At 41.2% G+C, this 22,895-nt stretch carries 17 protein-coding genes; 15 read left to right on the top strand and 2 right to left on the bottom strand.

Going from position 1 to position 22,895, the window contains the following annotated elements; all coding sequences use genetic code 11:
• Window positions 1-321: 321 nt before the first annotated feature.
• Complete coding sequence (locus tag T357_RS0108465) at window positions 322-618, bottom strand: helix-turn-helix domain-containing protein (protein ID WP_031550967.1); 297 nt, start codon at window positions 616-618, stop codon at window positions 322-324.
• Window positions 619-1,203: 585 nt separating this feature from the next.
• Here T357_RS0108465 and T357_RS0108460 point away from each other — a divergent pair.
• The 13 genes from T357_RS0108460 (at window position 1,204) to T357_RS0108395 (ending at window position 17,787) form a co-directional block, all read left to right on the top strand.
• Window positions 1,204-2,664, top strand: a complete 1,461-nt coding sequence (locus T357_RS0108460) for a type I restriction-modification system subunit M (protein ID WP_031550965.1) — start codon at window positions 1,204-1,206, stop codon at window positions 2,662-2,664.
• Window positions 2,665-3,359: 695 nt separating this feature from the next.
• Window positions 3,360-4,472, top strand: a complete 1,113-nt coding sequence (locus T357_RS21155; protein ID WP_031550962.1) for a restriction endonuclease subunit S — start codon at window positions 3,360-3,362, stop codon at window positions 4,470-4,472.
• Window positions 4,473-5,510: a virulence RhuM family protein gene (locus T357_RS21150; RefSeq protein ID WP_031550959.1), complete on the top strand. Its 1,038-nt coding sequence runs from the start codon at window positions 4,473-4,475 to the stop codon at window positions 5,508-5,510. It begins immediately after the preceding gene.
• 175 nt (window positions 5,511-5,685) lie between these two features.
• Complete coding sequence (locus tag T357_RS0108440; protein WP_031550956.1) at window positions 5,686-9,060, top strand: DEAD/DEAH box helicase family protein; 3,375 nt, start codon at window positions 5,686-5,688, stop codon at window positions 9,058-9,060.
• 156 nt (window positions 9,061-9,216) lie between these two features.
• Window positions 9,217-9,588: a toxin-antitoxin system HicB family antitoxin gene (locus T357_RS0108435; protein ID WP_031550951.1), complete on the top strand. Its 372-nt coding sequence runs from the start codon at window positions 9,217-9,219 to the stop codon at window positions 9,586-9,588.
• Between the two features lie 118 nt (window positions 9,589-9,706).
• A complete protein-coding gene (gene cobI / locus T357_RS0108430) occupies window positions 9,707-10,363 on the top strand; it encodes a precorrin-2 C(20)-methyltransferase (RefSeq protein ID WP_031550948.1) in 657 nt (218 codons plus the stop codon).
• Between the two features lie 387 nt (window positions 10,364-10,750).
• Window positions 10,751-10,960: a type II toxin-antitoxin system Y4mF family antitoxin gene (locus tag T357_RS0108425; protein ID WP_031550945.1), complete on the top strand. Its 210-nt coding sequence runs from the start codon at window positions 10,751-10,753 to the stop codon at window positions 10,958-10,960.
• Window position 10,961: 1 nt separating this feature from the next.
• Window positions 10,962-11,279: a HipA N-terminal domain-containing protein gene (locus T357_RS0108420; protein ID WP_044916521.1), complete on the top strand. Its 318-nt coding sequence runs from the start codon at window positions 10,962-10,964 to the stop codon at window positions 11,277-11,279.
• Between the two features lie 2 nt (window positions 11,280-11,281).
• Window positions 11,282-12,229, top strand: a complete 948-nt coding sequence (locus T357_RS0108415) for a HipA domain-containing protein (protein ID WP_031550939.1) — start codon at window positions 11,282-11,284, stop codon at window positions 12,227-12,229.
• A gap of 134 nt (window positions 12,230-12,363) precedes the next feature.
• Complete coding sequence (locus T357_RS0108410) at window positions 12,364-13,737, top strand: O-fucosyltransferase family protein (RefSeq protein WP_031550937.1); 1,374 nt, start codon at window positions 12,364-12,366, stop codon at window positions 13,735-13,737.
• Window positions 13,738-13,786: 49 nt separating this feature from the next.
• On the top strand, window positions 13,787-14,695 hold the full coding sequence (locus T357_RS21975; protein ID WP_031550935.1) for a phosphatase PAP2 family protein: 909 nt from the start codon (window positions 13,787-13,789) through the stop codon (window positions 14,693-14,695).
• 415 nt (window positions 14,696-15,110) lie between these two features.
• Window positions 15,111-16,652, top strand: a complete 1,542-nt coding sequence (locus T357_RS0108400) for a carboxylesterase/lipase family protein (RefSeq protein WP_031550932.1) — start codon at window positions 15,111-15,113, stop codon at window positions 16,650-16,652.
• A gap of 88 nt (window positions 16,653-16,740) precedes the next feature.
• Entirely contained in the window at window positions 16,741-17,787 is a 1,047-nt protein-coding gene (locus tag T357_RS0108395; protein WP_031550929.1) for a hypothetical protein, read from the top strand.
• Between the two features lie 126 nt (window positions 17,788-17,913).
• Here the strand turns inward: T357_RS0108395 and T357_RS20225 are convergent, their stop codons facing one another.
• On the bottom strand, window positions 17,914-20,028 hold the full coding sequence (locus T357_RS20225) for a clostripain-related cysteine peptidase (protein WP_031550926.1): 2,115 nt from the start codon (window positions 20,026-20,028) through the stop codon (window positions 17,914-17,916).
• Window positions 20,029-20,435: 407 nt separating this feature from the next.
• Here T357_RS20225 and T357_RS20220 point away from each other — a divergent pair, with 407 nt between their 5' ends.
• Both T357_RS20220 and T357_RS0108380 read left to right on the top strand, forming a co-directional pair.
• The gene (locus T357_RS20220) at window positions 20,436-21,269 is read left to right on the top strand and encodes a glucose PTS transporter subunit IIA (RefSeq protein ID WP_049962352.1); all 834 of its coding nucleotides are present in this window, start codon (window positions 20,436-20,438) and stop codon (window positions 21,267-21,269) included.
• 131 nt (window positions 21,270-21,400) lie between these two features.
• Entirely contained in the window at window positions 21,401-22,837 is a 1,437-nt protein-coding gene (locus tag T357_RS0108380) for a 6-phospho-beta-glucosidase (protein ID WP_031550919.1), read from the top strand.
• The last annotated feature ends 58 nt before the right edge of the window (window positions 22,838-22,895 follow it).

Raw genomic sequence — 22,895 nt, 5'->3', positions numbered from 1 at the left:
ACACTCGTGATAATGAAAGCCGGAAAAAAGTTAAAGGAAATAAAGGAAAAAGCATTTGCCCGGAACAAGCATATCTATCTGGTTGAAAACATTGGCATGCCTGATGAAAAGGTTTATTTCGACTCGCAGTCCATTCCGGATGAAGCAGGATACTTTTCTTTGGTGATTGTGAAATAACCTTATTATTTCCTTTCCCCTAGTCTTTAAATATCAGAGGAAAATATATTCTATGCAAGAGAGTTTGCGAAGGGAGGCATGAAATGGAAGATAAAAACCATAGGTGCCTGTCACTGAGAACAGCACCTATGGTGTTCAATTGTTTTAACCTATACCCGTTTCTTTTTGTGGCACAAATTCTATTTTTAAGGCCATATGTAATGCCTGAGCTATTCTTTGTAAAGTCTTTACAGATGGATTTCCGGTCCCATGTTCTAATCTGCTTATATCAGCCTGTGATATTCCTGTGGCATCTGCCAATTGTTTTTGTGTCATTCCATTTTCTTTTCTGGCATCAATTAATGCCTGTATTAGAGAATACTCAGGTTCAAGTGCATCATATTTCTCTTTAAAAACAGGATCTTTAAGCTGTTCTTCTATGAAGTCATTTAAGGTTGTCATTTATTCTCCTTCCTGGCATAATAATCAGCCCTATATGTCTTTGCTAATTCGATTTCGCTCTCTCTATAGTTTCAATAATATGTGTTTTATCACATATCGTCAATTGCTTTTATTAATTTTTTTGATAAAGTGGGAATTCTTTTTGAATAATAGACTATTATTTCTTTTGACTTGAGAATCATATCATGGTCTAAGGAAAATGCATATGGTCTGTTTTTAGACCATATAGAAATATTGGATATTCAGTTTCTTTTCAGCATCCGGTGATATTATATGACCATCAGATGAGGAACATCTGATACCCCTAAAATGTTTTTTCATACTACTCAAGCCGGCAGCCCCCAAAATCTGCCGGCAACCCTCTGAAAACCGATGATCAGATAATATGCACTCTATCATCTTTATATCATATATTTGCCGGTTAAATTCGAAATGAATTTTTGCCGGTTTTTCTTTGCGTTTTATTGGAAATGTATGGAGATAGTATTTAAGATTGGTACATTTGTTGTCCTTTTTTCAAAGTTGCGGGAATGGTATACTTAAGTCATTAAGGATTACAATCCTTTTAGATAAGTGGAGGAATACATGATTACAGGTGAAATCAAAAACAAAATTGATAAGATATGGGAAACATTCTGGACGGGTGGCATTACCAATCCGCTGGATGTAATTGAACAGTTTACATATCTTTTGTTTATAAAACAGCTCGACGATGTTGAAACAACTAAGGAAAACGAGGCAAACTTTCTTAATGTGCCATATGAGCCCATGTTTCCCGGAGATTGTGAGAAATACAGATGGAGTAAGTTCAAGAATCTCGGATCAGCAGAAGAAATGTATGATGTTGTTTTAAATGGTGTGTTCCCATTTATCAAGAACTTACATCAGGATGGTGATTCAGCATATTCAAAATATATGGGGGATGCTATTTTCAAAATCCCAACACCCGCAATGCTTACAAAAATCGTAGACGGAATCGATCAGTTAGAACTTGGCGATGAAGACACTAAGGGAGATCTTTATGAGTATCTTCTTTCTAAGGTTGCGACTGCCGGCACTAATGGCCAATTCAGAACCCCTAGACATATTATCGAGATGATGGTCAATCTTACAAAACCACAGCCGGACGATATCATTATAGATCCCGCCATGGGTTCAGCCGGATTTTTGATTGCTGCGCAAAAATATCTCAGAGAGAATCATGCTGACCTTTTCCTCGATGAGAAGAAGAGGAATCATTTTAATAATGATATGTTCTTTGGAAATGATATGGATAGAACCATGCTCCGTATCGGTGCCATGAATATGCTTCTTCACGGCGTAGAGAATCCCAATATTTCATACAGAGACAGTTTGTCAGAGCAAAACACAGATATAGAAAAGTATTCACTTGTTTTGGCCAACCCGCCTTTTAAGGGAAGCCTTGATTATGAAGCTGTTTCTGCCGATCTTCTTAAAGTTACAAAAACCAAAAAGACAGAGCTCCTTTTCCTAGCACTATTTCTTCGTGTGTTGAAGAAGGGCGGACGTGCAGCCGTAATTGTTCCAGATGGGGTACTTTTTGGTTCAAGTAATGCTCACAAGCAGATAAGAAAAGAACTCATCAACAACAATAAGCTTGATGCGGTAATATCTATGCCAAGTGGAGTATTCAAACCATATGCCGGAGTATCAACAGCTATTCTTATTTTTACCAAAACAGGTAGCGGTGGAACTGATAATGTCTGGTTCTATGATATGAAAGCTGACGGATTTAGTCTCGATGATAAGCGTCAGGAAATTTCAGAAAATGATATTCGTGACATTATTTCAAGATTCAACAATCTTGAAGCAGAAAAAGACAGAGCAAGAACAGATCAGAGCTTCTTTGTGCCAGTGGAAGAGATTGAAAAAAATGATTACGACCTTTCAATCAACAAATACAAGGAAGTGGTTTATGAGAAGGTAGAGTACGAACCTACTGAAGTCATTCTAGAAAAGATTGAAAGCATCGAGACAGAAATTCAGACAGAACTGGTTGAATTAAAGAAATTATTGTCGAAATAATTGTAGAAAAGTTCGATGACAAATTGAGAATTTTAGAGTTGACGAAAAATAAAGTATTATGGGAGACGGCGAAAGATTGAGGACACCATGAGAAAATTCGGAAATTCCGAATTTTCTACAAAACCAACGAATTTGTCGAGGTAACGAGGAGTGCCGAGACAAGACGGCAGACACGCGGGGGAGCTTGCTCACCAAAGCGTGTCTGACGGATTGGATCGATAGTCCGACAGGACGCATGAGCATGCAGCGAAGCGGAATGCGAATGAAGCACTCCGGAAAATATGATAAAACAACTGAATATTTGTTTGACGATAACGAGTGGTGATGGTAAGATAGTTATTGAAAAGAAGTGCTACCGGTAGACGGTTAGCCCAAGATGTTTAGTTTAGTTAAAGTAACCGCTCTAAGTTTCCAAGGCTCGGGCGGTTATTTTTGTGTCTTGGAATCATGCTTACCACGATTATAGCCAAGACTATAGAAAGTTGCACAAAGTGCAATAACTGCAATCAAGTCATTAATTGTGAGCATATTCAAGTTCCTCCATTATGAGATTTCTCGAAAGAGATTTCTATGTAAACAGAGGTCACAGTCCCCTGGAAAAGGACTAACCGCCTACCGTTGTACTGGTAGCACTTAAATATTATATCAAACAGACGTTCTTAAATCAATTGAAAAGAAAGATTTGTAGGGACAATATGAGAGTAAAACTGGAAGAAGTATGCAAGAGAATATATGCCGGCGGGGATGTCCCTAAGGATAGGTATTCAGAAGTAATTACTGATGAGTATAGCATTCCCATATATGCTAATGCTGAAAAAGACGAAGGTTTATATGGATATACAGATGAGGCTAGAGAAAAGGAACTAAGTATTACTGTTGCAGCAAGAGGAACTATAGGATATACAGCAATTAGAAGAACACCATTTTTACCTGTTGTGCGACTCATAACTGTTGTACCTGATTTAAGTAAAGTATCAGAAAGATATCTTTTTTATGCATTAAAAAATTGTAAGCCACAATCAAGCGGAACATCTATACCTCAGTTGACGGTTCCAGATATAAAGAAGAATAGAATTAATCTGTTGGATATTAATGAACAAGAGCTGATAGCTGATAGGTTAGATAAACTAAATGAGATAATAAAATTAAGAAAAGAAGAACTTTTTAAACTAGATGAGCTCATCCAAGCCCGATTTGTCGAGCTCTTTGGCGATCCGATTCATAATGAAATGGGGTGGGATACTGCGGCTGTAGAATCTGTTTGCAAGGAGATTTTTGGCGGAGGTACACCATCAAAGTCACATCCAGAATATTATGAAAACGGTGATATACCGTGGGTTTCTTCAAAAGATATGAAGACTGATGTTTTGACGGAGAGCCAAATATATATAAATCAGAAAGGCGTTGATAATAGTACAGCAAGGATGGTTCCTGTAAATTCAGTGATTATGGTTATCAGGAGCGGAATCCTTAAACATACTTTACCAGTGGCCATAAATGCTGTTCCTATTACAGTCAATCAGGACTTAAAAGTATTTATTCCTGGAGAATCAATGCTGACACGTTTCATGGCAGTGCAATTCAAAATGCAAGAAGCGGATATTCTGTCTGGCGTAAGAGCAGTAACGGCAGATAATATCGAATTTAATTCATTAAAGCAAAGAGCCATGATTGTGCCACCGATTGAATTACAAAAAGAGTACGTGGACTTTTTAGAACAAGTCGACAAATCAAAAGTTGCAGTGCAAAAATCATTAGATGAAACGCAGAAGTTATTTGACAGTTTGATGCAGGAGTATTTTGGATAAATGGCAAAAAAGAAGGAACTACAGGTATCATCATCTGCCGCAGAATATCTTACATATATAGCGTCAACAGGCGATTCGCCAGAGAGTTTTGAAATGCGCTATGAGGATGAAAATATTTGGCTAACGCAAAAGATGATGGCCTCATTATATGATGTAAAAGTAAATACAATTAATGACCATATAGAAACGATATATAAAGATGGTGAGCTTTCTGCGGATTCAACTATTCGGAATTTCCGAATAGTTCAAAGAGAGGGAAATAGGGATGTTTCGAGGAACATTCTCCATTATAATCTTCAAATGATTATTGCTGTTGGATTTAAAATAGACAACGAGAGGGCAGTACGCTTTAGAAAGTGGGCTGGCCAAATAGTCAAGGATTATACCATTCAAGGATGGGTCATGGATCCGGAGCGCTTAAAGAAAGGCCATAAGTTCACAGAAGATTTTTTTGAGAGACAACTGCAGCAAATTCGTGAGATTCGGCTATCTGAAAGAAGGTTCTATCAGAAAGTTACTGATATCTATGCAACTGCTTTTGATTATGATAAAAATGCTAAAACTACTCATTTGTTCTTTAAGACAGTTCAGAACAAAATGCACTATGCTGTGCATAGACATACTGCCGCGGAATTGATTGTTGAACGAGCTGATGCTGAAAAAGAGAACATGGGACTTACTACATGGGAAAATGCTCCAGATGGAAAAATTCTAAAAGCGGATGTGACAATTGCTAAAAACTATTTATCTGAGGAAGAGATGAATTATCTTGAACGAATTGTCACATTATACTTGGATTATGCAGAACTTCAGGCTCAAAGACATATTCCGATGAGTATGGAGGATTGGGCTAAAAGGCTAGATGGTTTCCTTGAATTTAATGGTAATGAGATACTAACTGGGCCAGGAAAAATCAGTGCAGAAGAAGCCAAGCTTCATGCTGAAACAGAATATGAAAAATATAGAATTGTGCAAGACCGTTTGTTCCAAAGCGATTTTGACAAATTTTTGGAATTGGAAAATCAACTTATAGATTAAATCAATGGTTGAAGGATGCTGGTACAGAAAACGAAACTGATACGAAACTATATATTTCTTATCATTATGAACAACAACCGGAGGAATCCGAGCCTCTACACGAGGCACTTTAAGCACTTACAAGATTGATTCATTAGAAAACCGAGTAGTAGTTAGATTTGAACGAGGTACTGTTATGAAATCTAATTTTGACTTTTTGAAAGGAAAAGAAGACTACGACTATTTTGCACAGGAAGCAATAGAGGCTGAAAGAGCAATGGTGGTATCACCATCAGCCTCTGCCGCTCTGTCAAGAAAGGCCATGGAACTGGCTATAAAATATGTCTATGAGCATGATGCAGACGTTTATATGCCCTATGAGACAACTTTGTCTGCTCTCATGTATGAGCCTTCATTCAAAAACATCTTAAGCCCGGGACTATTAGATTTATTAACATATATCAGAAAACTTGGAAATCTTGTTTTACATGAAAACAAACGTATCACCAGAGACCAGGCTGTTCTGGCGCTTAAAGATCTTTTTGAATTTCTGGATTGGCTGGATTATTCCTATTCAACCGAGTACGAACCTCATTCCTTTGACGAATCATTGCTGTTGGATTCAAATGCTGAAGTAGTCAGTGCATCTGAGTTAAAAGCATTACAGAATAAGATTTCATCGAAATCAGATGAGATTGCGGCAAAGGATGAAGAGTTAGAAAAAGCCATTGCTGAAAACGAAGAGTTAAGAATGCAGATGGCAAAGGTTCGTGAACAGAACACCGGATCCAGAATATTCAGAATTGATACTTTAACTGAGGCTGAGACCAGGAAGAGTCTTATTGATATCGAGCTTCAAGAAGCAGGTTGGGTAATTGATGGTAACTGTACACTTGAAGTTCCCATAACCGGGATGCCTACAGCTACGGGTACCGGTTTTGTGGATTACGTTCTGTGGGGAAAGGATAACCTTCCTCTTGGAGTGGTTGAAGCAAAGAAAGCTACAGTGGATACCATCGTTGGAAGTCAGCAGGCAAAACTCTATGCAGATTGCTTACAAAACCAGTATGGACAGAGGCCATTGATCTTTACTTCCAATGGATTTGAAATATTCTATACCAATGACTTTATGGGATATCCGCGAAGAGAAGTAGCGGGATTCCTTACCCAGGAAGAATTACAGCTTGAAGTAGACAGAAGAAAGCAAAGAAAGCCATTAGTTAATATTGAAATCAGTGACAATATAACAAACCGCCCGTATCAGAAAGAGGCGGTTACCGCAGTATGCGATGCTATAGAACATAAGCATAGAAAGATGCTTATTGTACAGGCAACAGGTTCTGGAAAAACAAGGGTAAGTATCAGCATAGTTGATGTTTTGAGAAGACATAATTATGTGAAGAATGTTTTATTCTTGGCGGACAGAACAGCTCTTGTAAAACAGGCTAAAAATAACTATACAAACCTGTTACCTGATCTATCATGCTGCAATCTGTTGGAAAATAAGGAAGATCCGGAAAGCTGCCGTATGATTTTCTCTACGTATCCGACTATGATGAATGCAATAGATGAGAAAAAGAACAAAGATGGCTCCAGATTATTTACTCCGGGTCACTTTGATTTGATCATCTGTGATGAGGTACATCGTTCGATATACAAGAAATATCAGGCAATTTTTGATTATTTTGATGCCATGCTCCTGGGCATGACCGCAACACCCAAGAACGAAATTGACAGGAATACTTATGGTGTGTTCGACCTGGAGAGAGGTGTGCCAACATTCGCATATGAACTTGATAAAGCCGTAGAAGAAGGATACCTTGTTAACTATTCAACTCTGGAATATAAAACCAAGATCATGGAAGATGGAATTCATTATGATGAACTGTCTGAGGAAGAAAAAGAGGAGTTTGATAATCTTTTCGAAGCAGATGAAACAATAGATGAAGATATCTCCAGTGATGCTGTTAACAGCTGGCTTTTTAATGCAGATACAATTGATAAGGTTCTAAAAGAGCTGATGGAAAAGGGCCTTAAAATCGAAGGCGGAGATAAGCTTGGAAAAACAATTATTTTTGCCAAGAACAGTCTTCATGCAAAAGCTATAGTTGAGCGTTTCAATAAACTTTTTCCTGAGCTTGGCGGCGATTTCATAAAACAGATTGATTATAGCATTAAGTATTGTGACACACTCATCGATGATTTCAGTACTAAAGAGAAAATGCCTCAGATAGCGGTTTCTGTAGATATGCTTGATACCGGTATCGACATTCCGGAAATCCTGAATCTTGTATTCTTCAAAAAAGTAAAGAGCTATTCAAAGTTCTGGCAGATGATAGGACGAGGAACGAGACTTTGTCCGGATCTTCTCGGGGAAGGTCTAAACAAAACGCATTTCCTTATCTTCGATTTCTGCAACAACTTTGAATTCTTCCGCGTTAACAAAAATGGCACTGAAGGAGGGTTACTTGTATCTCTTTCAGAGAAAATCTATAACACAAAAACATTAATCTGCAGAGAGCTTCAGTCATCCTGTTTTACAGATAATCAGGATTATTTAGACTACAGAGTGAAACTGGTTAACGGATTACATGAAGCAGTAGTTGAACTTAATACAGACAGCTTTCTCGTTAAGATGAATATGCGCTATGTACAGACATATAGAGATCTTAATAACTGGAATGATCTTGAAACAGCTGAGATATCTGAAATAAAAGACCATATCGCACCTATCATACAGCCTGATCAAAGTGATGAACTTGCGAGAAGATTTGACCATCTGATGTATAGCATTCAGCTTGGCATATTACAGAGCAAAAACGTACAAAAGCCAATAAATATTGTTGTTGCCACAGCAGAACTGCTATCAGAGAAAATGTCCATTCCTCAAGTTGCGGCTCAACGGTCTATCGTAGAAAAGGTACAGACACAGGATTTCTGGGATGAAGCGAGCATATTGGATATAGAGGAAGTTCGTGCAGCTCTTAGGAATCTGCTTCAGTATCTAGATAAGAAAAAGAAAGTAATTTACTACACTGACTTTGAAGATGAAATCGTCGATATGGCAGAAGGTACTCCGCTTCATGTTGGTGATCAGCTGGAGAACTATCGTAAAAAGGTAGAATACTATCTTAAGTCAAAAGAAAACACAATGTCTGTATATAAACTCAGACATAACAAGCCACTTACAGAAATGGATATGAAGGAGCTTGAACGTATTCTTTGGACTGAATTAGGTTCTAAAGATGATTACATCAAGGAGTACGGAGATACTCCTGTCGGAAGACTTGTCCGGAAGATTGTCGGCATGGACAGAGCCGATGTTAATGAAGCCTTTAGTAAATTCCTGTCTGATGAAAAACTCAATTTGAATCAGATAAGATTTGTAAATCTGATAGTGGATTACATCGTTGCTAACGGAAATATCGAAGACAACAGGGTTCTCATGAATGAACCATTTAAGTCTGTAGGTAGTATGCCTGTATTGTTTAAAGACAATATGAGCACAGCAAGAGATATTTTGAACATTGTCGAAAAGATAATGGCAAATTCTGAGCAGATTGCATTATAAGTAATGGATTTGGGGATTGGCACCCAGCGGGTCAATCCCCAACGTAGTATAACGGATTCGTATGTGTATACCTATAGGTACCTGGCACAGTAAAACCGTGAAAAGAGTTGTAATGAGAGCGACATTTAATCAGGAAGAAACTCCGGAGGAATGAAGATGAAAACAAATATAAAAAAGCCAAAGAAAACAATTGAAGATTATATGAAACTGCCATACAGAATGGTAATTGTTCCGGACGAAGAAGAAGGGGGATATACTTTATATTTTCCTGATCTACCTGGTTGTGTTACATGCGTAGAGTCTTTGGATGAAGCTAAGACCATGTCTGAAGATGCGAAGAGAGAATGGTTGATGGCAGCAATCGAGGATGGTGTTGATATCAAGGAACCCCAGGAAGAATATTCGGGACAGCTGCGCCTTCGTATGCCGAAGAGTCTGCATCGACAACTCTCCCGCAGAGCATCTGAGGAAGGTGTCAGCCTGAATCAGTACGTTGTATACGAATTAGGACGAGCTGTGACTAAGTAAGAGTTTTGGTTCAGGAATGATTGGTGCTGAATACCATTTCAAAACCATTACCTGATTGCAAATAACTCTTAACCATATACGGTACACATGTCAGTGATAAAGATTTTTTAGGAGTACTATGTCTGGAAAACTATACGCTGTTGGAGTAGGACCCGGGGATCCGGACCTGCTAACATTAAAAGCGATAAAAATAATAAAAAATGCCGATTGTATAGCATGTCCGGAAAGTCATGGTGAGCCGGGAATAGCATATGGGATAGCGAAAGAGGCTGTTCCGGAGATCACTTCAAAAGAACTGTTACTTTTGGACTTTCCCATGCGTAAGGATGATCTCTTTGATGCACATAAAAAAGCAGCTGAACAGATCATACACTACCTTTCATTGGGAAAGAATGTAGCTTTTCTTACATTGGGGGATCCGGGGATATATTCTACGTTTTTTTATATTGCAGCTATGATAAAGAAACAAGGATATGAAATCGAGGTAATCAGCGGAATTACTTCCTTTAGCGCTGCCTCCGCAAAGTTGAAACTTCCACTTTCCTTAGGCGACGAATCCCTGATGATAACATCAGGTAAATACTGTGAATCTGAAGGCACACTCGTGATAATGAAAGCCGGAAAAAAGTTAAAGGAAATAAAGGAAAAAGCATTTGCCCGGAACAAGCATATCTATCTGGTTGAAAACATTGGAATGCCTGATGAAAAGGTTTATTTTGACTCGCAGTCCATTCCGGATGAAGCAGGTTATTTTTCTTTGGTAATCGTAAAGTGAACTTATTATGTATCAAGACAAAGTAATGATAAATAACAATTAAAAGGTAAACCGCAAGTTTACCTTTTTTAATTACGAAAGTGTATCATTAAGACATCATACATGAAATGCCTCTCTGAGAGCGGCATAATTAAGGAGGAACACATGAAGAAAAATCTTAAGAACCATAGGTGCCTGTCACTGTGAACAAAGACCATGACTGGCACTTATGGGCGGCTCCGTGGCAGCGGATTCGACACAAACAGGCACCTATCATTGAAATTTAAGAAGATAATAATTATACCCGAAAAGGTACGTTTCGAACCATATTCATATATATACACCCTAAAGGGTATAAATCTCGATTATTCATTGCAATTTATACCCTTTAGGGTGTATATTTGTTTTATGAATACTATATCTGAATTTATCAAACGTGAAAGAAAAAAAGCAGGACTTACACAGGAAGAATTTGCTCTGAGAGCAGGGTTAGGGCTTAGATTTGTCAGAGAATTAGAGCAGGGAAAGGAGACTGTTCGTATGGACAAAGTCAATCAGGCACTCAGGATGTTTGGAATGGAAGCAGTTCCGGGACCGCTGACCAGAGGAGATTTATAACATGGGAAGAGCTGGAAAAGTGTTTGTACAGAATAAACGTGCAGGAACGATAAAAGAAACAGATGATGGTTATGAATTTTCATATGACAAGGATTATCTGACAATGGAGAATCCATTACCGGTGAGCCTGACATTACCCTTGACACAGGAAATATACAGATCAAAAACACTGTTTTCTTTTTTTGACGGTTTGATTCCCGAAGGATGGTTGCTTCAGGTTGTAGAACGGAATTGGAAGATAGATGGAAAAGACAGATTTGGTCTTTTGCTTGTAACATGTAGCGACTGTATAGGAGATGTTCGATTAGAGGCATTGTAAGTATGAGATGTTTATGCTGCAATAAAGAAATTGTAAATCCAAGTGAATATGAGAATACTGTTACCTGGCATCAGAAGTGCATAAAGTCATTCTTCGGAACCAAAATACTTCCTGAACTTGACTGTACTGAAAAAGAACTTGAGCAGCTTGTAAATTCGACGGTTAACAAAGGGCTCACGGTTCCCGGTGTTCAAAAGAAACTGTCTTTGCATCTGCATAGCGAGGGAAGGAATGCAAGATTAACGATTGTGGACTATCCAACGGGCTATATATTGAAGCCTCAGTCAGATGATTTCGGGAATTTACCGGAAGCGGAATTCATAACCATGAAAATGGCTTCAAAGGCTAAGATAAAGACTGTTTCGAATGCATTGATTTACATTAATGGCAAATATTCATATATAACGAAAAGAATAGACCGTTTAGATAAGCAGTTGTTTGCCATGGAAGACTTTTGCCAGTTATCCGGAAGGCTGACAGAAGATAAATATAAAGGATCCTATGAGAACTGCGGAAAAATCATAAACAGGTATTGTCAAAACATTGGAATAGACAAATCAGATTTTTTCTATAGGCTTTTGTTTTGCTTTTTAACAGGAAACTCGGATATGCATTTAAAGAACTTTTCACTTATTGAAGATAAAGCCGGAAGCAGAATCTTTGGCCTTTCTGCAGCATATGATCTGTTGCCTGTTAATGTAATATTGCCGACAGATAAAGAACAGGTTGCATTGACACTTAACGGAAAGAAGAGGAATTTGAGAAGGAAGGATTTTCTTGCACTGGCTGACAACCTGGGAATCACTGAGAAAACATCTGTGGGATTGATAAAACAGTTGTTAAAGCTTAAAGGTACTTTTATTGAAATGGTTAATTGTTCATATATACCTGAAGATATGAAAGTAAGTTTTACTGAACTTATAGAAAGAAGAGCAGAGGTTTTAAGTTGAAAAGGAAGTGCAAAGCCATAGGTGCCTGACACTGTGAACAATGATAAATTAATCATATTAGACACTTTCGTCGATATAAGTCCTAACGTTATACAGTATCTCATAGAGATACATTAGTAGGAAGGAAGGATAAGATGTACAAAGTATTAGCATTTGACAGCGAGAAAGCCGGAGACAAACTCAGCCATGGTGATGATGTATTTCATGAAGCACTGAGAAAGCAGCTGGAATACTGCCATGTGTACAAGGATGATCAGCCGTTATACGATCTCCAAAAAATCGACAACAATTACACGATAAAGACCAGCAAAGGTGCTCAGGACAATGGTTTCTCCGAGCTGTTTTTCAACTTCAACAATTACGATGAAAATGATGACCGAACCCTGAATCTGTCACTGATAAAACGCTTCGGTGCACTTGAAATTGAGGAATTAACTGAGTACTCGATTGTGATCGCAAAGCTCGCTGCGTTAAAGCTTGATATGCAGATTTACGTAACTGATTCCAGAATCATGTTTTTCATATCTGATCTTAATAACGTGCACATAGTAGAAGAGCTTCCCGGCCGCGAGGACTCTATGATCATCACAAAGGATTTTTTGATCGGTATATACAAGGGAGATGTGAAAAAAAATCACTCCATTCCGCTTTTCAGCGAGATATTTTTTGTGCAGGGACTTGCAGATGGCAAAGACCTGTCAGAAATAAAGTATTGCCAAATAGAGTTCGATAAAATCATCGGCATCGGAGCAATACTGGATACCTATAACAAAATCGAGGCACTGCTTGCCGGATTCGGCATTGAATGCTTTCTGAAAGAGCATTGTTCAAGATACAGTGATGAGATGCTGAACAGATATTTCGTTCTTAAGAAGAGGCCGGCAGATGCAAATGAGGACAACACCTGTATTTGTGCCGACTTTATCAAACTGTATGTCATACCGACCTTCCAAATGATGCAGATTCCGCTAAAGGAAACTGTCATCGATGATGAATTCAATAGTCAGATGGATGAATATTATGAGGCGGTGTTTGGTGATGACAAGGTACTGGGCGTTCTGATCAGAGGTACGGATTACAAGCTTACTGAGGTTGGTCCAAGCCATAAACAGGCCTCTACAGAGATATTGATTCCTAAGATAAAAGAATTCATGGAAGAGTATCATTTTGACAAAATCTTTCTCGCAACCGAGGATAATGATGCTCTGGATGCCATGTTTGCAGAATTTGGCAAAGATAAAGTCCGTGTGATAGCACAGGAGAGATTTTCCGTATCGGATTTCAAAAATATCCATCTGATCAAAGACCTTGAAAAAGAAAAGCGGACGGGAGAGGATTATGAAGCGGCGCTTGAGGATATTACTGTCAATTATTTCTATGCGCTAAGATTTCTTGCAAAATGCAATAGCTTCATAGCCAGCGGAACCTGCAGCGGTACAAAAATGGTATTAGGTTTCAATGCAGGCAAATTTGAACATCAGTATATATTTAATCCTCTAACCGAATGATTGGTGCCTGCCGCTATGAATAAATCATTGTATAAAGGGGTTTAAAAATATGGAATGGGAAGTAAGACTTATTGAATGGATGCAGGAAAATTCCGGAGATTTCATACGTGTTTTAGGGAAGATCTGTGCTTTTATAGGCGGAGAAAAGGGCTTGCTTTTAATGCTCCTTATCGTGATGTTCTGTTGGAAGAAAGAAGTGGGCAAACGCATTGCTCTGATTCTTGCATCCGTAAATTCGTATCTTCCGATGATTAAGAGCGTTGTGATGAGACCACGGCCTTATATGGAGTATCCCGACAGGGTTGAAGCACGGGTACTGGTGGAATCAGGTGCGTCAGCCCAGGATGTTTCTGCACAGGGATATTCATTCCCCAGTATGCATAGTGCGTCAGTTACAGCCGCCTATATTACTCTGGCATCCAAAGTGAAAAAGAGACTTGTTTGGATTCTTTCGATCTGCCTTTCATTTTTGGTAGGTGTATCCAGACCGGCAGTGGGTGCACATTATCCGACAGATGTCCTGGCCGGATGGATATTTGGATTTGTAATTATAGGGATCTTTTCGCTTCTGGACCGGTTTGTTGAAAAAGCATGGATCCGTCATATTATCCTATTGGCTTTTGCATTGCCCGGAGTGTTTTTTGTTCGGACACAGGACTATTTTACATCCCTGGGAGTACTGATCGGTGTTATCGCAGCAATTCCTTTTGAAGAGAAGTATGTTGGGTTTAAAGATACTAGTAATGTTTTTGCAAAGGTACTTCGCGTGATTTGTGCGTTTCTGATCTTCTTTGTGATGAATAAACTGTTGAAAATGCCTTTTTCGGGTGAGTTTCTTTCCGGTAACAGCTTAGCTGCGCTTCTGATCAGAACCGCACGGTATGCGATAACAATATTTGTGATCATTGGTGTTTATCCTATGGTTTTCCCTGTCTTTGATAAGATAAAGACATCGTAAATCCCATAAGTGAAGCCAGCACGATCGCTTCAACCGGAATCCCCATCTGTGCAAAGTAAACGGTAAACCGCCAAGCTCCCACTTGACATGATCCTCACTTATTAAGTAACATTTTATTCAGAAAAGAACACATTATGTTTCTGCAAAGGATGGAGCGGGCTTCATTTTTACAGGTTTGCAGATGCCTGGAGTCCGTGTAATCCGGTCCATCGTTCCGATGTTAATTCATCATTCTTTTCTGTCAGGCGCACTTTGAAATGTGCGCTTTTTTGATATGAGCATATTAACTTTGTTCCAGGATCATTATTTCTTAGATGTTTTTTTCCGTACTGATTTATATTCATTTTGTGCCGATAGAATAACTAGTGATGTGGTTTTTTTATGAACAACATATATTGAATGAAAAGGAGAAAAAATGAGTAACTCTAATGAAATCAAGTGTAACAACGGTACATTCATCGGCAAGGAAACAGACGGGCTGATTATCTGGAAGGGCATTCCGTACGCAACTCAGCCGGTAGGGAAGCTCCGTTGGAAGAAGGCACTGCCTGCCGCAGACGACGACGGCGTATACGACGCGACAAAGCCCGGCCACGTTCCCATCGGACCCTTGAATGACTCAGGGGGAACGGCGGAGTTCGGTGAAGACTGCCTCGTACTAAACATTTATTGCAATACCGGCTGTACTGACAACAAAAAGCCTGTCATGGTGTGGATTCACGGAGGCGGATTCTGCGCCGAATCCCAGGCATCGCCTCTCTATGACCTTACAAACATCGCCAAACAGTGCCCCGACATCCTGTTCGTGTCCATCGACTACCGACTCGGCTTCATGGGATTCATGAATTTCGAACGCGTACCCGGCGGAGAAAACTTCAGGGAGGCTGGGAACCTCGGTCTGCTTGACCAGCTCGAGGCCCTCAGGTGGGTACAGAAAAACATCGCCGGCTTCGGCGGAGATCCGGACAACGTAACAATTTTCGGAGAGTCAGCAGGCTCTGCAAGCGTAACGTTCCTCCCGATTATCGAAGGAAGCGAGGGGCTCTTTAAGAGATGCATCGCACAGAGCGCCAACATCGCCTATTGCGACACGATGGAACATGGCATCCACGTCACACAGAACTTCCTGACCGCAACGGGCTGCCAGACTATGGACGAGCTAATGGAACTCACCACCGAGCAGCTTGTAGAAGCCTATCAGAAAGCAGGTGTTATTGACAAGAACTGTCTTCTCGGATTTGCCAACTTCCCGCTCTTGGACGGTGTCACATTACCCGAGGACCGTGCGGTCATGTACGGTATGTGGGGAGATGAGAAGAGGGCCAAAATCGATTTGATGATCGGTTCCACCCTGGACGAAATCAGATACTTCGTTCCCTCCGAAGGCGGTGAAGAAGGCTTTGCAAATACGCTGAGGTGGATTGCTAAGAGAGATCGCGCGATGCTCAATGACCGTGAGAAGTCTATGTACGACGAGTTCATGGCCACCCTCGCAAACGAAAGAGAAGTGAGCAGGCTGGAGCAGTACTGCAACGACATTAACTTCCGCGCCGGCAACACCAATATGGCCATCAGACACTCTGCCGCAGGCGGCAACACCTACATGTACTTCGTCAGGAAGCCGGTGACAACTCCGGAGCTTGGTGCGATACACGCCTGCGAGATTCCTTACCTTTTCGACACCTGCCTAGAGGACCCTATGGGCAGCGGCAAGATCGTCAGTACCGAAGACTGCGAGTTCCGCCACGTTGTAAAGGAGATGTGGGTCAACTTCGCCCGGACAGGAAATCCCTCCACCGACAAATACCAGTGGAATAAGTTCTCAGGGGATGACCGCCAGACCATGGTCTTTGACGATGTCATCGGCATGCAGAAGGATCTGTTCGGAAAGCGTGAGGACCTGATGATGTCCTGGGCAGAACGCCTTGGAAACGGGTCATCCAAGAGGGTATGCTGAGGTAAGCATGTAGCTGATTCACTCGAAATTTCAAAGAATGTTTCGCTGAATCCCTTACTAAAAGTATATTGAGAAGGAAAACACTCAAATGAAAAAAACATCAAATGAAAAACATATACCGGGACTGACAGCGATAGCTATCATATCCCTCGTGCTTGCATCCTCCGTTCTCTGCGCGTGCACCTCATCTGAGACGCCGGAGACCCCCGGGGCAACCGATGAACCCGTGGAGGGCGGTACCATAACCGACAAAGCGGATCCGAATGCACCAAAGGAGATCAAATCGGATAACATTGTGAGTTTCTATACAAATATATCTCTTCCCGACAGATGGAAGGGTGACCGGGATGAAAGGGGAGCACATGACTTTAAATTTGAGGTAAAACAGGATAATGGAAACGTACTGACAGCATACGAGCATGTTTCCGGTGTAAGTCTCCCTGCCGATGATGAACTTATGAAGTCTCTTCAAAAAGTCATAAAAGATCATGACCTGGTGTCAAGAAACGGACGGTACCGGATAACTGCAGGCATAGATCCAGAGTACGGAAGCCCATGCGAGTTTACCGCCATATACGATACCGGCGAGAAGCTTACCTTTACCATCGACAACGAGCCGTACTCAGAATGGGAGTGCGATATATATGATGTATTTGCAAAATGGTTTTCCGATAATGGAATCGATTCGCTGTATCCCGATAAATATACTGCAACGGCAAAGCGCTTCAGCATCACTGTAATTGAAGACGGAGAGGAAGTGTGTGATTTTTCCACTGCACTAAAGAATCAGGACGGTGAATACGTTTATACGCTTCCGGATGATTATTATGCTGGTCTGACAGCCATTCTTTCGAAATACGATCTTACACTAAAGTACGATTACAGTAGATTCAACTACAGCTCCGGAGTATATGACAATCACGAAAACGGATATTTCGGTTTCGGGGAGGCCAAACCTGATTACACAGAATCCGACTCGGATAATAATTATGTGGATATATATGTTGAATATGATGACGGTGACCGCTTCAGCATTGAAACAAAAAAGAAGAGCGAGATAGCAGCGATGCAGCCGATGCTGGATGAACTTATCGGCTACCACAGCGGGATACATCGGACAGACAGAAAAAACTAAATATGATCATCTCAAAATTCTATGTAAGACAAACGATATCTATTTCCCTTGCACAGATCAGGATAGAACCATTGTAAATACAAAAATCCCTGCAAACCGTTACACGGTTTGCAGGGATTTTTGTCATCAGCTGCGGATAATCATTTTTGAACCGCTTTCTTCACTTGTCTTAACAGGAGGATCAAATACTGCCTTGCTGCCGTCCCAGGTGAAGTTTACAAACTCTGTAGTATAGGTTCTGTCCAGCATATCATTGATGGAATAACGCATTCTGTAGTTTCCTTCCGGAAGCACGGTATCCTTAACGTCGATGTCGAAGTCAAGGGTCATCGGAGGATTGTATCTCATGTCACCGATCTTGTTCAGATAATTGCTGTATATAGGAGTACATATTTCCATTTGTAATCCTGCAAGATCAAGTATGGAATAAGTATTTCTGTCCGAGAGGCCGGTTGAAGAATCGTAACCGTCCCAAAGACCTGCAAACTGATATAGAACTACATGATCTTCATCTTCATCTGCTTCAGTTTCTTCTTCAATCTGATTTGACAGACCTTCCGGATATTCTGCCTGGATTCTGAGCTTCATGAGCTTTGTGGGGTTGACCTCAGGTACTCGTACGGTTGCCTGCATGAGTACAGTATGTCCCTGAACGTCCTTGGTGGTCACATGCAGGAACTGGTCATTGATTGCCGGCCATTTTCCTGTGAAATCTGCAGTATATGTAAGGGCGTTGTCATTATAGCTGAGCAGCTTCACGTCCTCACTCTGTCCGAGATCATGCCACTCCTGATATTCTTCATCAAAGCTCTGGATCTCGTAGCATATGGATCCTCCGCTATCGATACCGGAATTGATGTGAACAAGGTGCTGGCTGTTATCATTATTATTTTCAGTTTCAAATTTCACTGTATAAAGTTCCGGCTTAAGCTGAGGTATCTCACCTGTAACTTCACAAGCCCATTCCGGAGCATCCCACTTCAGACTTACAGCATCAAGAAATGCCAGCTGCCATGGATTCTTACAGGTTCTTGCAAAACGATCCAGTTTATCGGTTGTACCGTTGTAGGTAATAAATGCAGATAAGCCGTGAGCATATGGATGGTAAGATCCGCGGACACGGGTCAGTACCGCAGCATCGACTGCATTCTCCAGCTTCTTAACAGTATTCTTTGAAATACCGCCCTTTTGTCCTCTGCGTGCAAGATCATAAATATCCCACATATTACGTTCCTGATATCTGTCGGTCTTGCTTACGGCATTAAGATACTGTCCGAAGGCAACGGGGTCCGGAACCAGGGAAACAGCTTCTTTCATATATGCCTCAAAGGCTTCTGCTACAGGAGCTATCTTACTCAGATCTATGACAGAGAAGGTAAGACCCTTCAGACTTCCGTCATCGCCTTTTTCGGCGTACATGATCTCGGTGGAATTACATATGTTGGAGCCCAGACGCGGAGCGTCGCTCTCAGGTTCGTCATAGAGAGACTGGAGCCACTCTTCGTAATTGCTGCCATATCCCGGGAGTACTTCTTCCGATGCGATCAGATAGTCTGCATAAGGCTGGATTGCCTGAGCTGTCTCAAGGGAAGCCATAAGGCAGGCATCTGTCATGAACAGATCAAGATGAACACCGGATTTTTTAAGCGCTCTTTCGAGGCCTTCCAGACTCATGATGGCTTTGTCATGTAATTCATCAACCACAAGACCTGTTGAGCTTCCGCCGCCATGATCCCAGATGATGAGAAGGTGCTTCTTTGCAGGGAATTTCTTTTCACCCCAGGTGATAAAGTCTGACAAGGTTGTGTATTTCGCCATGGAGGCATTATCCAGTTCCTCCTCAAGGTTGAAACCGCCTTCACCATAGCTCCAGCGCTGTAATTTTTCTGTGGAAATGTCTATGCCGACAGTTTCCTTGGCGTGCCATTTCTTTGTACCGCCTGTCTGAATCAGGACATTGACACTATCGTTCGGAATAGTATTTTTGATCATTTCCAGGTTGGTGGTGGCCATTTGGCCCACGGATTCAAGATCGGTTCCACAGAGATAGACCATTACGTCCCACTCAGCCTGAGCTCTGGAAAGCTCACTGGGTGATGCCTTTTCTTCGGTGGCATTGGTTTCTTCTGTCTGAGTCGTTTCGTTCTTTTTCTCATTGGCTGCATATGCCAAAGGCAGTGTCAGACTGCTTATGAGGCACAGAGCTAATATGAGACTTAAGATTTTTGAAATTCGTTTCATTTACGCTCCTTTCATGTGAAAAAAATCACCTGACACGATGTCATAACTTCTGCGTAATTTTTCCACGTATATGAAAGATATTTCGACAAGCCCAGATGGATTTATAACAGAATGATGTCTTATTTATAACTTTTTTATTACAACAACAATCCTTGTTCTTATACTTATTTTTTTGTTGCCATGAGATCATATTGTGCGAAATTACCAAAATCACATCTACAAAATTGTATAACTGTACAGATATACAAACACAGCGTCATTTGTTAAACTAGCTATCGTGAATTGTGACTGGTAAGGCAGGCAAGGCTCACGCAGATGATACTGACTGTAGATGATTCGGTATTTTTGTATGCGTATGCCCTGTCTTTTTTTGTCTCTGTATTTCCTGTTTTGACGGAGGTTCTTTTGTGAAAGTAGTTAAAGCACTTAATAATAATATGGTGCTGGTCCGTGATGAGAATGGGAATGAGTCAATCTGTCAGGGAAAGGGTATCGGGTTTCAGAAAAAAAACGGTGACTGCCTGGAAGAAGACAAGATTGAACGTCGTTTTATCCCGGAAAATGCTTCGGAAAGCCGTCACTTTCAGGAACTTTTCATGGAAATCCCCGATGAGTACTGGGAGATTGCTGAAGATGTTCTTGAATACGCAAGAAAAGAGTGTAATATCCATGTCTCAGACAGGATCATACTTCCCCTTTGCGATCACATGGCAGGAAGCATTGAAAGAAGCCGTCAGAATATCTCTCTAGATAATCCTATGTTATGGGACGTCAAGAAGCCCCTCGTAAAGAAAATTGAGATTTCAGCTCCCTTAACAGGCAAGGTAGTTCGCATGGCTCAGATCCCTGATGAAGGCTTCTCCTCCGGAGCACTTGGTGAAGGTGTAGCTATCCTTCCTGAAGACGGTAATGTTTATGCCCCTGCTGACGGTGTTGTAACCTCAATGATGGACACAAAGCACGCCATCGGATTCACAACAGATGACGGACTTGAACTTCTTATCCACGTAGGAATAGACACAGTAGAACTTAATGGTGCACCCTTTGAGTACAAGACTACTGAAGGTGCTCACGTTAAAAAGGGTGACCTTCTCATGACAGCTGATCTTAAGGCTATTGAAGAGGCCGGAAAGAAGATCATCACACCGATCATTGTTACTAACTCAGAGGATTATGTTTCAGTAAAGGCTACAGACAGCGTAAACGTACAGAACGGCGACAACCTTCTGACAGTAGTTTAATAGCAGAGTACTTTTAGAGACATTGGTCACGATGCCGCCGGTAAATCTCATGAAAGACGGCGTCGTGAATACATAGAAACATTGGCATCAGAGCTGGACATTCAGCCTGTTGTATTAGAAAAGGAGTTTATATGTCAGTATTGAGAAAAGACTTTTTATGGGGCGGCGCAGTAGCTGCCAACCAGTGTGAAGGTGCCTGGAACCTCGACGGAAAGGGCGCTTCCGTTTCCGATATGTGTACAAACGGAAGTCATAAGACTCCCAAGAGAGTAACCCGTACAATAGAGCCTGACACACTGTATCCTTCACATGAGGCAATAGATTTTTATCATCACTACGAAGAAGACATTGCCCTCTTTGCAGAAATGGGATTCAAATGCTTCCGTACTTCCATCAACTGGACCCGTATCTTCCCAACAGGCGAGGAGACTGAGCCCAATGAAAAGGGCCTTGAGTTTTATGACAGGCTTTTTGACTGCTGTAAAAAACATGGCATCGAACCTCTGGTAACTATTTCTCATTATGAGCTTCCATTCAACCTTGTAGAGAAGTACAACGGCTGGGAGGGAAGAGAGCTCATCGAACTCTTTGAGAGATATTGCCACGTGCTGTTTGAGCGATATAAGGATAAGGTTAAGTACTGGCTTACATTTAACGAGATCAATGCAGGCACCATGCCCTTCGGTGCAGTTCTTTCTACAGGAACCATCAAGGGATTTGAGGGACCTGTAAACAAGGTTCCGGACAAACCGCAGGAGCGCTATCAGGCTCTTCATCATCAGTTCGTTGCCAGCGCCCGTGTGATAAAGTATGCACATGAGCATTACCCTCAGTTCAAGATGGGAAATATGATCTGCTTCGTGCTTTCATATCCTATGACCTGTAAGCCTGATGACGTTCTGTTAAATCAGGAGCACATGAGAGAAGTTAACTGGTACTGTTCAGATGTTCAGGCAAGAGGAGAATATCCGTCATTTGCACAGAGCATCTGGGACAAATACAATGTTAAGCTGAAGATTGAGGATGGCGACCTTGAGGATCTCAAAGCAGGAACCATTGATTTCTATACCTTCAGCTACTACATGACAAACTGCATAAGTGCAAATCCCGAGAATGAGAAATCTGACGGAAACCTCATTGCGGGACTTAAGAATCCTTATCTTAAGGCTTCCGACTGGGGCTGGCAGATCGATCCTCAGGGACTCAGATTTGCACTTAATGAAATCTACGACAGATACCACATTCCTCTTATGGTAGTGGAGAACGGTCTTGGTGCCTACGATGAGATAGAAGAGGACGGAAGCATTAACGACAGCTACAGAATCGATTATCTCCGTCAGCATATCGAGGAGATGAAGAAGGCCGTTTCGGAAGGCGTCGACCTCATGGGCTACACACCCTGGGGCTGTATCGACCTGGTTTCTGCTTCAACAGGAGAGATGGCAAAACGTTACGGATTTATCTTTGTTGAGAAATACGATGACGGTACCGGAACTCTTGCAAGAAGAAAGAAGAAGTCCTTCGACTGGTACAGGAATGTAATAAAGACAAACGGCGAAGAGCTGTGATATGAGACCAAAAACCGCTCGGGATATTTCCCCGGGCGGTTTTTTTATGATATAACTG

It is taken from the genome of Oribacterium sp. FC2011, assembly GCF_000701645.1.
Lineage (GTDB): Bacteria > Bacillota > Clostridia > Lachnospirales > Lachnospiraceae > Oribacterium.
This window is presented reverse-complemented; position numbering and strand designations above follow the sequence as displayed.

What these genes read in the sequence shown, in the direction of transcription:
- T357_RS0108465 (WP_031550967.1), bottom strand. Translation starts at nt 618, where the DNA reads ATGACAACCTTAAATGACTTCATAGAAGAACAGCTTAAAGATCCTGTT.
- T357_RS21150 (WP_031550959.1), top strand. Translation starts at nt 4,473, where the DNA reads ATGGCAAAAAAGAAGGAACTACAGGTATCATCATCTGCCGCAGAATAT.
- T357_RS0108410 (WP_031550937.1), top strand. Translation starts at nt 12,364, where the DNA reads ATGTACAAAGTATTAGCATTTGACAGCGAGAAAGCCGGAGACAAACTC.
- T357_RS0108420 (WP_044916521.1), top strand. Translation starts at nt 10,962, where the DNA reads ATGGGAAGAGCTGGAAAAGTGTTTGTACAGAATAAACGTGCAGGAACG.
- T357_RS0108395 (WP_031550929.1), top strand. Translation starts at nt 16,741, where the DNA reads ATGAAAAAAACATCAAATGAAAAACATATACCGGGACTGACAGCGATA.
- T357_RS0108440 (WP_031550956.1), top strand. Translation starts at nt 5,686, where the DNA reads ATGAAATCTAATTTTGACTTTTTGAAAGGAAAAGAAGACTACGACTAT.
- T357_RS21975 (WP_031550935.1), top strand. Translation starts at nt 13,787, where the DNA reads ATGGAATGGGAAGTAAGACTTATTGAATGGATGCAGGAAAATTCCGGA.
- cobI (WP_031550948.1), top strand. Translation starts at nt 9,707, where the DNA reads ATGTCTGGAAAACTATACGCTGTTGGAGTAGGACCCGGGGATCCGGAC.
- T357_RS0108400 (WP_031550932.1), top strand. Translation starts at nt 15,111, where the DNA reads ATGAGTAACTCTAATGAAATCAAGTGTAACAACGGTACATTCATCGGC.
- T357_RS0108380 (WP_031550919.1), top strand. Translation starts at nt 21,401, where the DNA reads ATGTCAGTATTGAGAAAAGACTTTTTATGGGGCGGCGCAGTAGCTGCC.
- T357_RS0108460 (WP_031550965.1), top strand. Translation starts at nt 1,204, where the DNA reads ATGATTACAGGTGAAATCAAAAACAAAATTGATAAGATATGGGAAACA.
- T357_RS0108415 (WP_031550939.1), top strand. Translation starts at nt 11,282, where the DNA reads ATGAGATGTTTATGCTGCAATAAAGAAATTGTAAATCCAAGTGAATAT.
- T357_RS20225 (WP_031550926.1), bottom strand. Translation starts at nt 20,028, where the DNA reads ATGAAACGAATTTCAAAAATCTTAAGTCTCATATTAGCTCTGTGCCTC.
- T357_RS0108435 (WP_031550951.1), top strand. Translation starts at nt 9,217, where the DNA reads ATGAAAACAAATATAAAAAAGCCAAAGAAAACAATTGAAGATTATATG.
- T357_RS0108425 (WP_031550945.1), top strand. Translation starts at nt 10,751, where the DNA reads ATGAATACTATATCTGAATTTATCAAACGTGAAAGAAAAAAAGCAGGA.
- T357_RS21155 (WP_031550962.1), top strand. Translation starts at nt 3,360, where the DNA reads ATGAGAGTAAAACTGGAAGAAGTATGCAAGAGAATATATGCCGGCGGG.